The sequence below is a fragment of the Streptomyces sp. NEAU-W12 genome (assembly GCF_026242095.1).
GTDB lineage: Bacteria > Actinomycetota > Actinomycetes > Streptomycetales > Streptomycetaceae > Streptomyces.
In genome coordinates this window covers 67,712-80,093 of the sequence record NZ_JAPJDM010000028.1, presented here as the reverse complement: position 1 = coordinate 80,093, position 12,382 = coordinate 67,712, and the positions used below count along the sequence as shown (strand labels likewise).

At 70.7% G+C, this 12,382-nt stretch carries 10 protein-coding genes and 1 pseudogene; 3 read left to right on the top strand and 8 right to left on the bottom strand.

Annotated features, from left to right (window positions below):
- Positions 1 to 27: 27 nt before the first annotated feature.
- Both ORI94_RS29400 and ORI94_RS29395 read left to right on the top strand, forming a co-directional pair.
- Positions 28 to 174, top strand: a pseudogene (locus ORI94_RS29400) (integrase core domain-containing protein); the annotation flags it as partial.
- A gap of 490 nt (positions 175 to 664) precedes the next feature.
- Positions 665 to 1,099 carry a VOC family protein gene (locus tag ORI94_RS29395; RefSeq protein WP_266081314.1) on the top strand — a complete coding sequence of 145 codons (435 nt, stop codon included), beginning with the start codon at positions 665 to 667 and terminating at the stop codon, positions 1,097 to 1,099.
- A gap of 385 nt (positions 1,100 to 1,484) precedes the next feature.
- Here ORI94_RS29395 and rox read toward each other — a convergent pair whose 3' ends face one another.
- The 6 genes from rox to ORI94_RS29365 all read right to left on the bottom strand — a co-directional run bounded on the left by rox (position 1,485) and on the right by ORI94_RS29365 (position 8,775).
- A complete protein-coding gene (gene rox / locus ORI94_RS29390; protein ID WP_266081312.1) occupies positions 1,485 to 2,927 on the bottom strand; it encodes a rifampin monooxygenase in 1,443 nt (480 codons plus the stop codon).
- Positions 2,920 to 3,825, bottom strand: a complete 906-nt coding sequence (locus tag ORI94_RS29385) for a hypothetical protein (RefSeq protein WP_266081310.1) — start codon at positions 3,823 to 3,825, stop codon at positions 2,920 to 2,922. The genes rox and ORI94_RS29385 overlap by 8 nt, the downstream gene beginning before the upstream one ends.
- Positions 3,826 to 4,041: 216 nt before the next feature.
- Entirely contained in the window at positions 4,042 to 4,878 is an 837-nt protein-coding gene (locus ORI94_RS29380; protein WP_266081308.1) for a carbohydrate ABC transporter permease, read from the bottom strand.
- The gene (locus tag ORI94_RS29375) at positions 4,875 to 5,969 is read right to left on the bottom strand and encodes a carbohydrate ABC transporter permease (RefSeq protein WP_266081306.1); all 1,095 of its coding nucleotides are present in this window, start codon (positions 5,967 to 5,969) and stop codon (positions 4,875 to 4,877) included. Before ORI94_RS29375 ends, ORI94_RS29380 begins: the two co-directional genes overlap by 4 nt.
- Positions 5,970 to 5,974: 5 nt before the next feature.
- Positions 5,975 to 7,267 (bottom strand): ABC transporter substrate-binding protein, encoded by a 1,293-nt coding sequence (locus ORI94_RS29370; RefSeq protein WP_266081304.1) that lies wholly within the window; start codon positions 7,265 to 7,267, stop codon positions 5,975 to 5,977.
- A 254-nt stretch (positions 7,268 to 7,521) separates the two neighbouring features.
- A complete protein-coding gene (locus ORI94_RS29365) occupies positions 7,522 to 8,775 on the bottom strand; it encodes an aminotransferase class V-fold PLP-dependent enzyme (RefSeq protein WP_266081302.1) in 1,254 nt (417 codons plus the stop codon).
- Between the two features lie 283 nt (positions 8,776 to 9,058).
- Between ORI94_RS29365 and ORI94_RS29360 the strand changes: the two genes are divergently transcribed.
- A complete protein-coding gene (locus ORI94_RS29360) occupies positions 9,059 to 9,796 on the top strand; it encodes a FadR/GntR family transcriptional regulator (protein ID WP_266081300.1) in 738 nt (245 codons plus the stop codon).
- 782 nt (positions 9,797 to 10,578) lie between these two features.
- On the opposite strand, the gene ORI94_RS29355 is transcribed toward ORI94_RS29360, so the two are convergent.
- Complete coding sequence (locus ORI94_RS29355) at positions 10,579 to 11,370, bottom strand: HAD family hydrolase (RefSeq protein WP_416237923.1); 792 nt, start codon at positions 11,368 to 11,370, stop codon at positions 10,579 to 10,581.
- A complete protein-coding gene (locus tag ORI94_RS29350) occupies positions 11,370 to 12,269 on the bottom strand; it encodes a winged helix-turn-helix domain-containing protein (protein WP_266081363.1) in 900 nt (299 codons plus the stop codon). The genes ORI94_RS29355 and ORI94_RS29350 overlap by 1 nt, the downstream gene beginning before the upstream one ends.
- Positions 12,270 to 12,382: the final 113 nt, after the last annotated feature.

Sequence of the window (12,382 nt, the reverse complement as noted above, 5' to 3'; positions counted from 1 at the left end):
TCTCTCAGCGGGAAGACGACGCATAAGGACTTCGACCAGGTCGAGCGGGCAATCTTCCAGTGGGTCACCTGGTACAACGAGGAACGGCTCCACTCCGCCCTCGGCTACGTCCCGCCTGCCGAGTACGAACGCGACTGGTGGCGACAACAGGACGCCACCCCGCAGTCCGCCTGAAACAAGATCCGCGGACTCTACGAAACTCGGGACAGCTCACACACTGGAACGGGCGCTGTCCGATCTGGTGCGGCAGAAACGTACGGAACCTGATGAGCCCAAGCGCAGCGTCGCCAAGAGCGCGGACAAGCCCGCGCTCTTCGCCGCGGTCCGAAGGGACGCTCAAGCCGAGCGGCTGCCGGTTTCTCACCTGGCGAGGCGTCACCGCGTCAGCCACGCCACGGTCCGGCAGGCCCTGAAGTCGCCCACGTCACCACCCCGAAAGAAAGGGCCCCCCACCGTGGGTCCTGCCAAGGGACGCGTCGCCCCTACCATCGACGCCGTCCTCCGCTGTCGGCCGTGGACCGGTTCGAGGTCGGGTGGCGGGACGACGAGGGCGGGTGTCGGCGGCCGTTGGCGGATGTGGTCCTGGTGGCGTTCGAGGCAGCAGGGCTGCCGGTGCGGGGGTTTCCGTGTTCTGGTGAACGGCACGCGCCACTACGGTGGTCCGATGGCATCGATCAGGCAGTTCCAAGTCACCTTCGACTGCGCGGAACCCGAGCGCGTCGCTCGTTTCTGGTGCGAGGTGTTGGGGTACGTCGTACCGCCGCCGCCGAAGGGCTTTGCCACGTGGGACGACTTCGACCACTCGCTACCGCCCGGGCGTCAGGGTTCGGCGTTCGCCTGCGTCGATCCCTCGGGGGTGGGACCGCGACTGTTCTTCCAGCGCGTTCCCGAGGGCAAGGCCGTCAAGAACCGGCTTCATCTCGACGTGCGGGTCGGCACCGGGCTCGTGGGCGAGGAACGCCTCGCCGCACTCGAGGCCGAATGCGCACGGCTGGTCGCGCTCGGCGCGGTGCGGGTGCGACTGCTGCGTGCCGACGGCTTCGACGAGTCGTGCATCGTGATGCAGGACGTCGAGGGCAACGAGTTCTGTCTCGACTGAGGGGCTGTGGAGGAGGAGCACGCGACCAAGGTCCTGTTCGAGCTCCTCGGCGGGTCCGCTGCCGAGCGCGAAGCAGCGCAGGGCGCGCGATGCTTTGACAACGGCGCCCCGCCGGGTGGTGCAGCCGGTCGGGGCGCCGGAATCCGCAGGCCGGGGACGACGGCTTCGCCGGTTCGGGAGTCCGGCTCCTCTCGGCGTGGCGCCTCGTGGGTTGTGGGCTGCCGCCTCCACGGAGACCACCAGGGACCTCGTACCGGACTGTGCAACGGTCGATCCCTGCACCACGACGCGGGACGCGACCGCCCCGTTCGGCCGGGACACCGGGCCGCGCCGCGTCCCGCTCCCCATCAGCCGCTGCTGGTCACGGACTCGGCCTGGCGCGCCTTCACCGGGACGGGCCCGTGGCGGCGCCGAACCACCTGGGCAGGTGGGCGAGCAGGTCCTCCTGGTCGTCGCCGACCCATGCCACGTGTCCGTCCGGCCGGAGCAGGAGCGCGGGTACGTCGTCGAGTTCCTCGCTGACGTCGACGACGTGGTCGACCCGGTCGGCCCAGCCCTCCACCGAGAGCAGGCCTCCGGTCTGGTCGAGCAGCAGTCCGCGGCCGGCGTGCATCAGCTCGTACAGGCGTCCCCGCTTCAGCCCCACGTCCCGCAGCCGCCGGCCGAGCAGGTCGTGCCCCTCGCCGAGGTCGTAGCGGACCCCGATCGCGGTGATCTTCTCGATGAGGTACCGGTTCACGTTCTCGAAGTCCATCAGCTCCGACAGCAGCCTGCGCACCGACCGGGGCCCCGGCCCGGGGGACAGCAGGAGCATCTGCGCGCGGGTGTTGTCCAGCACGTCGGCGGCCACCGGGCGCCGTTCGGCCTCGTAACTGTCCAGCAGCCCTTCCGGCGCCCGGCCGCCCACCTCGGCGGCGAGTTTCCAGCCGAGGTTGAAGGCGTCCTGGATGCCGAGGTTGAGGCCCTGGCCGCCGGTCGGCGGGTGGATGTGCGCCGCGTCGCCGGCCAGCAGCACCCGGCCGGTCCGGTAGCGGTCGGCGAGGCGGGTGGCGTCGCCGAAGCGGGAGATGCGGCGCGGTGAGTGCACGCCGAAGTCGGTGCCGGCGTACGCCCGCAGCTGCTGCTTGAGCTCGTCGAGGGTGGGCGGGACCGTACGGTCCTCGGTCACGCCCTCGGCGGGCACGATGACGCGGTACACCCCGTCCCCCTCGGGGATGACGCCGAACCGGAACTGGGTCCTGCGGACCTCGGCCACCACGGCGGCCAGCGTTTCCGGCGCCACGTCCAGCTCCACCTCGCCCAGCAGCGTCTCGACCCGGCTCGGCTCGCCGGGGAAGCCGACGCCGAGCAGCTTGCGCACGGTGCTGCGGCCGCCGTCGCAGCCGACGAGGTAACGCGAGCGCAGCCGTGTGCCGTCCGCCAGTTCGGCGCTCACCCCGTCCTCGTCCTGGCTCAGCCCGGCCAGTTCACAGCCGCGCCGGATCCCGGCACCGAGCCCGACGGCGTGCTCGGTCAGCAGGCGCTCGGTGACCGGCTGCGGAATGCCGAGGACGTACGCGTGCGCGGTGTCCAGCCGTTCGGGCCACCCCTTGTCGATGGCGGCGAAGAAACCACCGACCGCGTACTGCCTGCCCCGAGCGAGGAACCGCTCCAGCAGACCGCGCTGGTCCATCACCTCGACACTGCGCGCGTGCAGCCCGAGCGCACGGGCGTGCCCTGTCGGCTCGGCCTCCTTCTCCAGCACGACCACCCGCACACCCCGCAGCCGCAGTTCGGCGGCCAGCATCAGCCCGGTCGGCCCGCCGCCGACCACGATCACGTCAGTCATGAAAACCCCCACCCCGGACGAACGAAGAGGCCCATACCCGCACGAAGGGACACACATGACGTGAATCCCCGATTTGCACAGGTTCCGACCCAGGGCGACGATTCTGCGGCACGACCGGGGCCTTGCCGCAAGCCCCCCGGTGCGCTATACGTTGAAAGAGGCAGGGAGCGGACACGTTCCTTGCCTTTTGTCGTCCCGCCCCTCGGGCCGGACGCCACGAGCCGCGGTACAGCCGCTCCGGGTCCACGAGCGGGACCTCGCCCCGCGCCGCGGCCTCGCGCAGTTCCGGGGAGAAGCCGACGCCGCTGTAGCAGGCAGGGGTGGCGTGGGTGGTGTCCACGCCCCTTGCGTCGAGCAGGTGGAGGATGCGGCGGAGGCGTTCGAGGTGGCCGAGGTCCATGACCTTCTGCCACGTGACCTCACCGACCGACAGGAGAATGCCCTGGTCCTGGCCGATCGCGCCGTGGACGACGACGTCGGCCTCCAGGCTCGTACGGCTGTCGGGGTCGGGGTCGGGGTCGGCGACGGTGCCGGCCGAGACCTGGATCGGCATGCCGCCGAACGTCTCGGGGGCCGCGTGCCCTTCGGCCCATGGCCGGCCCAGCTGCTCGAAGTGCGGGCCCACCACCTTGCTCAGGAAGGCGCTCCGGCTGTGTCCCCAGACCTGCGCGGCGCGTCGGCGGCGGCTCAGCAGCGCCGCCTGGGGACGTACCACGGCATGGTGGAACGCGATCAGCGGTTCGGCGATGCGGTAGGCGGCGCGGTTCGCACGGAAGGCGTCCGGTTCGAGCATCAGCAGGCCACAGTTCCTGAGGACGGTCAGCGGCAGGGAGATGTCGGTCGCCTTGCGCCCGTGCGGCGACGCCTCACACGGCGACGGCCCCGGCGGTGCGGACACCGGTGGTTGACCTTCACGTCGGGTGAGGCCGCAGCCTCGGGGGGCAGGGCAAAGGGCCCGGCGTCAGGAACAGGGAGGAACGGCATGCGCTTCGCGTTGCACCGGGTTCGTGCTCAGGAACTCGTGCGGGAGGCCGACGCGTACCGGCTCGCCCGGCGGGCGAGGAGCGCGCCGCCGGATCCGGGGCCGCGCCCTCCCGTCGCCCGGCCCGGCCGTTCAGCCCTTGACCGCGCCCGAGGTGAGGCCCTGGACGATGTGCCGGCTGGCGAAGGCGAAGAGGACCATGGTGGGGAGGATGGTGAGGACGGCCGCCGCGGACATCGAGCCCCAGTCGATGTTGAAGCTGGAGATGAAGCCGTTGAGCGCCGTCGGGACCGTCTTGTTGGCGTCGCTGTTCATCAGCGTCACCGAGAGGAACAGCTCGTTCCAGCAGTTGACGAAGTTGAAGATGAACGCGGCCACGATCCCGGGGCGCATCACCGGCAGCAGGACCCTGACCAGCGCCCCGAACCGTGACAGGCCGTCGATCATCGCGGCCTCCTCCAGCGCGTCCGGGATGTTCTCGAAGAAGCCGCGGAGCATCACCGTGCAGAACGGCACGCACACCGCGATGTAGACGAGGACGAGCCCGAAGCGGTGGTCGACCAGCCGCAGATCGGTCATGAGCAGGTACAGCGGGCCCAGCGCGATGAAGGACGGGATCATCTGGGTGACCAGGGCCGCCATCAGCAGCGCCGACCTGCTGCGGAACTCGAAGCGGGCCAGGACGTACGCCGACAGCGTCGAGATCGCCGTGGCCACCACCCCCGCGACGGTCGCGACGACGAGGCTGTTGACGAGGTACGTCCCGAAGTCGGCCTTGCCGAACAGCCCTTGGTAGTTCTCCAGCGAGAACTGCTCGGGCCAGTAGGCGATCGGGAAGGAGAAGATCGTGCCGGGGTCCTTGAGGGACGTGACGGCGATCCAGTAGAGCGGGAAGAGGGAGAAGACCAGCCACAGCCCCAGGAAGGCGAACTTGGTGGCCCGGCCGGCCGTGGTTTCCTTACCGATCACGCCTTCACCCCTCGCTTTCCAGCACCATGGCCCTTGGCGCCCCGGCGGCTGTTCGCTCTCCCGGACGCCTGCTTCTCCCGAGTCGCCAGCAGGAAGAACACCGCGAAGACCAGGAGTACGGCGACCACCAGGAGGCCGATCGCGGACGCCTTGCCGTAGTCGCCCTGCTGGGTGATCTTGATCATCCAGGTGGTCACGATGTGCGTCTCGTTGTTCGGCCCGCCCCCGGTCATGCCGAAGATCAGGTCGGGGAAGTTGAAGATCCAGATGACCCGCAGCAGCACGGTGAGCGCCAGTGTCGTGCGGATGTACGGAATGGTGATCCGGAAGAGTGTGCGCGCCTTGCCGGCGCCGTCCAGGGCCGCCGCCTCGTACAGCTCGTCGGGGATCGACTGCAGCGCGGCCAGGATCATGATCGCGAAGAAGGTCACCCCGTACCAGATGTTGGCGACCAGTACGGCGGTCATCGCGGTCTGCGGATCGGCCAGCCAGGCGATCGGCTCGTCGATCAGTCCCGCCTTCTGCAGCAGGTCGTTGACGACGCCGAACTCGCTGTTGAACATCCAGCGGAACAGGATGCCGATGAGGAATCCGGAGATCGCCCAGGGGAAGAAGATCAACGCCTGGTAGAGGCCGCGGAAGGGGAACCGGCGGCGCAGCCACAGCGCGATCGCGAAGCCGATCACCAGCTGCGGCACGATCGAACCGACCACCCACACCAGCGTGTTGTCCAGCACCGTGGCCCACGCGGGGTCGGCGAAGACGTCCCGGAAGTTCTTCAGGCCGACCCACGAGGTGTCGGTCAGGTCCGTCAGGTTCCAGTTCCGGAAGGCCATCTGACTGCCCGCGACCATCGGGTAGTAGATGAAGACCGCCACGAACACGGCCGCCGGTGCCATGAACCCGGCGATGAGCAGACCGCGGCGGGTGGTGAACTCCCGCCGGCGGCGGCCGGGGCCGTGCCCCCGGCCGCCCTGCGCCCCCACCGCGTCCCGCGTCCGCCGCGTGCCCTTCGAGGCGGCCTTTGACCCGGCCTTTGGTGTGGCCTTCGACGCGGCCTTCGAGGTGGCCGAGGGACCGGTGCCCGGCATGTCCTCTACTTCCACTTCTCGGTCCAGTAGGCGTCCCAGCCCGCCAGCAGGTCCTTCGGCGTCAGCTTGCCGAGGATCATCTTCTGGACGTCCGTGTCGGCCTGCTGCTGCCACTCGGTCCACCAGGCGACACCGCGCGGCTGGGCGACGGCGAGGTACGTGTCCGGCTGCTCCGTCATGGTGACGTAGCTGGCCCACGGGCCGGTCCGGTAGAACTCGTCCTCGGCCGCCGCCTTGAGGATCGGCACCAGGCTGTTCTTCTTGGTGAACGCCGTCGACGCCTCGCCCTCGGAGAGGAACTCGATCAGCTTCACGGCCTCGGCCTTGTTCTTGCTGCCGTCCGCGACACCCCACCCGGCGGTGGCGAGCGGCTGGACGGTCTTGCCGCTCGGGCCGGCCATCAGCGGCGCGGTGCTCCACTGGTCCGGCTCGACCGACTGCGACTCCGATACGGCGGCGATCACTTCGGGGTCCTGCAGCAGGAAGGCCGTGGACCCGTTGGAGAAGCCTTCGACCATCTCCGGGTAGCCCCACGCCACGGACGACTTGGGTGACGCCTTCTTGAAGAGCTCGAGGTACGTCTCCATCGCGTCGAGCGCCTCGGGGGCGGAGAAGATCGTGCTGCCGTCCCGCAGCTTGTAGCCGTTGGCCGGGTCGATCCGGTCGGCGACGTACGCCTCGATGGCGGCGGTGGCGTTGCTGTGCGCGTTGGCCCCGCCGCGGAAGGCGTAGCCGTACTGGCGCTTCGCCGGGTCGTGGAGGGCGGAGGCCTGCTCCAGCAGCTCGTCCCAGGTGGCCGGCGGCTTGTCGAAGCCCGCCTCCTCGATCAGGTCGGTGCGGTGGAAGAGGCTCAGCCCGTAGAAGCCGTACGGGACGAAGTACGTCCTGCCCTCGGCGTCCTCGGAGGCCTGGACGGCGTTCTCGGTCAGGGCGTCCTTGCCCTTCCAGTCCGCGAGGTCCTTCTTCATGTCGTACAGCCAGCCGTTGTTGGCCCAGGGGCCGACCGTGATGTCGCGGACCTCGAGGACGTCCACGCCGCTGCCGGACTGGAGCATCTGCTGGATCTTCTGATCGGCCTGCTCCGTGGGCGGGGAGATCAGGTTGACCTCGACCTCGGGGTTCTTCTTCTCGAAGTCGGCGATCAGTTCCTTGATCAGGTCGCTGCGGGCCGGGTTGGTCAGGCTCTCCACCATGTTGAGGGTGACGGTTCCGTCCGCACCGGGGCTCATGGTGGAACAGCCGGTCACAACCATCGCGGCGGCGGTGCCGAGCGCGAGGGCTGCCGTCCTTCTTCTCATCGTGCTGACCTCTTCCTTGACGGGATGCGGGCGGGACGGGGGAGGGGTGCGGGCGGGAGACGGGATACGGGCGGGACGGGGAGCGAAATACGAGCCGGCCGGAGACGGGATACGGGCGGGACGGGGAGCGAAATACGAGCCGGCCGGAGACGGGATACGGGTGGGACGGGGACGGGATACGGGCCGGCCGGAGACGGGATACAAGCCGACCGGAGACGGGATACGGGCGGAACGGGGACGGGATACGGGCGCCGCTAGGAAGCGCGGTGCGGCGGCCGTGCGCGGGCCGTGCGGGCCCACTCGCCGAGGATCGGAACGCAGTGCTCGGCGAAGTACTCGTAGTCCTCGGCGGTGTTGTAGACGTGGGCGGAGAGCCGCAGGTAGCCGATGCCGTCGAAGCTGGTGAAGGCGGCCTCCACCCCCAGCTCGCCGACCGCCCGGTCGCGCAGCGCGTCGGCCGAGACACGGCTGTCGGCCAGTCCCTCGGGCAGCCGCACCAGCCGCATCCCGGGCACGGGCATGCCGACGTCCACCGGGTCGTCGAAGCCCGTCAGCCCGGCGAGCGCGGCGCCGATGGTCCGCTCGGCGTAACCGGCCAGGTCGTCCATGTACCGGCGGGCGGTGGACCAGCCCCAGGTACTCTCGACGAACCCGAGCGCCGTGGGGGTGGCGAGGTAGCCGGTGGCGTCGACCGTGCCCTGCTGGTCGAAGCGGTCGGGGTAGGGATCCCCGGCGCCCCAGGAGTCGATCAGCGGATACAGGTCGTCCCGCTGCGGGCCACGGGCGACCAGGGCGGCGGTGCCGCGCGGCGCGCAGGCCCACTTGTGCAGGTTGCCGACCCAGAAGTCGCAGGCCGGCCCGGCGAGCGGGTCGGCGATCAGCCCCGGCGCGTGCGCGCCGTCGACGAGCAGCGGGACACCGCGCCGCCGCGCCTCGGCACCGATCCGCTCCACCGGCATGCGGCGGGCGGTGGGCGAGGTGATCTGGTCGACGACGACGAGGTCGGTGGCGTCGCTCAGCTCGGCGGCCACGGCCTCGTACGCCTGCTCCTCGTCCGCGTCCAGGGGCACCACGGCCGTACGGACCCGGCCGCCCCAGCGGCGTGCCAGGCGTTCGGCGCCCATGGTGACGGCGCCGTAGCCGTGGTCGGTGACGACGATCTCCCCGCCGTGGCGGCGCCGGAGGTTGGCGAAGACGACGCTGGCGCCGGCGCTCGCGTTCGGCACCAGGGCGAGGTCTTCGGGGTCCACGCCGAGGAACGCGGCGAGGTCGGTCCTGGTCTCGGCGAGCCGCTGCGGCAGCGCGGGGAACCAGACCACCGGCGCCCCCTCCATCTCCTCCCGCACCCGCTGCTGGCGCTCCTGCGCCACCAGCGGGACCGCTCCGAACGAACCGTGGTTGAGGTGGCGCAGGGCCGGGTCCAGCGACCACGCGTGCAGGGCCGGCCGTCCGTCCGCCAGCAGCAGGGGGCGCGGTGCGGTGGTGACCTCGGTCTCGGTCTCGCTCACATGACTCCCCTCCGGCTCCCGGGCCGTGCCCGGGTACGGCCCTCTCACACGGGAGGTCATCAGACCTCCGACACGAGAAGACGCGAGACGTATGATGAATGGGGATGTTGGCATGCGATTTTCGGCCATGACAAGCCCTCTGCAGCAAGAGAAGTCAGATGACTCGGGACAGATACGTCCCAGACATCTGATGACTCGTCCCGCGGTCGGCGCTCGCTACAGTGCACCGAGGATCGGGGAGGGCCCGTGCCGCGGGCTCTCCGGGGGGAGGGGAAGGAATCGGATGTCCGCAGTCGACAAGGCGTTCCACGGCCTACGGCACATGATCGCGACGGGGCGCCTGGGCGCCGGTGAACGCATTCCCCCCGAGGCGGACCTGTGCGAGGAACTGGGTGTCTCGCGCGGGTCGCTGCGCGAGGCCGTACGCATGCTCGCGGCACTGGGCGTGATCGAGCCACGGCACGGCTCCGGCACCTACGTCTCCCAGCTCAGACCGGAGGACCTGATCGGCAGCCTCTCGCTGACGCTCCAGCTGCTGCCGCTGCCCGGCCTGCTGGAGGTGTACGAGATCCGGCGGGTCCTGGAGGCCCATGTCGCCGCCAAGGCGGCCGCCCGCGCGACGCCCGGGACGCTGGCGACCCTCTTCTCGCTCATCGAGGCGATGGAGGCCACCGAGGACCCCACCGAGGCCTCGGAGCTCGACCACCGTTTCCACGCGGAGATCGCGGCGGCGAGCGGCAACCCGACGCTCGCCTCGCTCCTCGCGGTCTTCCGCGCCCGCTCCCGCAAGTACCAGGTCTTCACCCTCCCGGAGGGCCCGGAGCTGCGCCGCAGGAGCGACGCGGACCACCGCGTCCTGGCCACGGCGATCGCCGACCGCGACCCGGGCGCCGCCGCGGGCGCGGCCGAGGCCCACGTCGCCCAGACGGAGCGGTGGCTGCGCGCCCTGATGCCGCCGGTGGAGGAGGACCCCCTCACGGACGACGCGGAGGCCCACGGGAAGGACGGCACCGCCGCCTGACGACGCGGGTCGGCCTCTGCTGTGCCTACGCTCGTTCCACCACGTTCTGATCACCACCGGCAGCGCCTCGGCACGCCGGATCCGCACGGTCACGGGCGTACCGGCCGCACGGCCGAGCGGCTTCGCCATGGCCGGCGTGACCGGCACGACGTGGTTCAGGTGGTGGTGGCCGCCAAGCGTCTGTCCGGTCCGCACGGCCAGGTCGAAGAACGCGCGGTGCCCCCGGTCGGGCGCGGGGCGTCCCCCGGGGGGCGGGACGGGGAGGGGGCGATGCGCCCACTGGCCCCTCCGGAAGCGGGAGGGGAGTCACGACGGGGCGAACGGTACGGACGAGGCCGGTGTCACGCACCATGAGCGCCGCGCGACGGAGCGGCGCGCCGGGCGGCACACGTGGTGGGCACCACGCCGCGTGAGGGCCGCGCGAGCTCGTTGCAGGTCGGCTCGTCAGTCTCCTGTACGAACGCCGAAGAGTGCTGGCCCAGTCGGTGCGGGCACGGGTCGGAGGCCGGCCCGGGTCCGGCCCGGACATCGGTGGAGAGCAGGTTCCGCACCGAGTCGAGCGCCACCCCCGCCGGGCTGCTGTCCGTCCACGGGTGGACCGTACCGCTGTCGGCTGTCGGCTGTCGGCTGTCGGCTGTCGGTTGTCGGTTGTCGGTTGTCGGCTGCACCGGGGTACCACCACCTCAGCCACTCGGCCGCACCGGACGGTGAGTCGAAGGGCGCCGGCCGGGGTCGGCCGAATCCGGCAGACCGCTTCACGGCAGTCGGGCCCCTGGGCGGGTTCAGGCCCGGGACGCCGTGCGGATCAGTGCGAGGACGGGGCGCAGGGAGGGCAGGACCGCGGTGGCGCCCGCGGCTTGCAGGATCTTTCTCCTCGTCCCGTTGCGGGCGTAGCCGAGGAAGGGCACGCCCGCCGCTGTGGCGGCGTGGAAGTCGGAGGGCGTGTCGCCGATCGCCAGGGCGGAGCCCGGGGCCGCGCCCATGGCGTTCAGGGCCCGGTCGACGCAGTGGGGGTCCGGCTTGAGCCGGCTGAGCTGCTGGGTGCGGCCGTAGACGTGGGGGGCGAAGCAGCCGAGGAGGCCTCGGCCGGCGAGGTACTCGCGGACCACTCGGGGGGAGTTGTTCGTCGCGATGGCCGGCCGGGTGCCCACCGCGGTCCACGTGCGGATCAGCGGGTCGGCGTAGGGGGTGGGCCAGGCCGAGGAGGCGGCCAGCACCTCCTCCTGGGTGAGCCGCGCCTCCAGCTCGTCCACCAGGTCGCTGCCCGGGTGCTCCCGGTCGACGGCGCGGAGCACCACATGTGGGTCCAGGGACTCGCGTTCGGTCTCCGTCAGCAGCCCGTGCAGGCCCCGGCCCTCCAGCCACTCGACGAGTTCCCTCGCCACCCGCTCCGCCGAATGCCCCGCGAACAGGCGGCAGAGGGGTCCGTCGAAGTCCCACAGCACGACACGGGCGCCCTTGACCAGGTCTTCCAGCGTCCTCGGTTCGATCGGTTCGTTCGCGTCCTCGAAGTTCTTCTGGTCGTCCTCGGTCCCATGGGTCACCGGTTCGGTCCGCGCCGCGTCAGAAGTCACTAGGAGAGTGTCAGGTCCGTGGTGATGGTTTCCCAGAGGGCGTCGAACCACTTCTGGGATTCCTCCACGAACGCCTGGTCCCGCCGGCCGGCCTGCTGGGCGAAGGAGAAGAGCAGGGACTGGGAGCCGAGGGCGTCGTACATGTCCAGGGTCTGGGTGCCCCACTCCTCCTCGCGCCTGGCCAGCAGGTAGTAACCGAGCAGCGCCTCCCGGCCGTTGAGCAGGTAGAGCTTCATCGGCGGGGTGAAGGGCAGGGCGCGGAACCTGACGTGGACGTCGATGCCGTGGGTGTGGCGGACGGACTGCAGGTTGTGCCGGAGCACCTGGGCCTGGGCGTTGCGCATCTGCAGCCACCGCTCGTGCACCGGATCGCCGCCGTCGGCGTTCTCGGCGTCCTCGGCGCCCTCGGCGACCAGGACGGGGAAGGCCAGGTGGATGGTCCGGGACGGCAGGAGGACGCGGAACTCGATCGACTCGGGACGGAGTCTGCCCTCGTGGATCAGCCGGACGGGTTCACCGACGGCGACCATCAGCGTTTCGGACGTGTGGGACACGACGTCGATGCGGACGTGCGCCGCGCGGAAGGCGTCGGTGAGGCGGGGGGCGAGGCCGACCATGGTCGGCTGGGGCTCGTCGGACGCCGGGGCCGGTTCGGCGATCCGGGGCGGGCTGCCCTTGCTGACGTTGCTCAGCAGGCCGTCGTCGGCGAGGAGGCGCAGTGCCTGGCGGACGACGCCGCGTTCCACGCCGAACTCCTCGGCGAGTTCGGCCTGGGTGGGCAGGCGCTCGCCGGCCCTGAGCTCACCGGCGCGGATGCGTTCGCGCAGGACGTCGGCCATCCGCTGGGGCGAGTTGCTGCTGTTGCCGTTCACTGCGACGTTCTCCTGGGTCACGACCAGACGCTACAACTTTGATCCATCTGTGGGGAGTTGTTTGGAAGTTGTTTACAAGCACCCACCAAGTGGGGACAACATGAAGAGAGTTGGCAGCCAACTCTACCGAGTTGGCGGAG

What these genes read in the sequence shown, in the direction of transcription:
- ORI94_RS29395 (WP_266081314.1), top strand. Translation starts at nt 665, where the DNA reads ATGGCATCGATCAGGCAGTTCCAAGTCACCTTCGACTGCGCGGAACCC.
- rox (WP_266081312.1), bottom strand. Translation starts at nt 2,927, where the DNA reads ATGACTGACGTGATCGTGGTCGGCGGCGGGCCGACCGGGCTGATGCTG.
- ORI94_RS29375 (WP_266081306.1), bottom strand. Translation starts at nt 5,969, where the DNA reads ATGCCGGGCACCGGTCCCTCGGCCACCTCGAAGGCCGCGTCGAAGGCC.
- ORI94_RS29370 (WP_266081304.1), bottom strand. Translation starts at nt 7,267, where the DNA reads ATGAGAAGAAGGACGGCAGCCCTCGCGCTCGGCACCGCCGCCGCGATG.
- ORI94_RS29360 (WP_266081300.1), top strand. Translation starts at nt 9,059, where the DNA reads ATGTCCGCAGTCGACAAGGCGTTCCACGGCCTACGGCACATGATCGCG.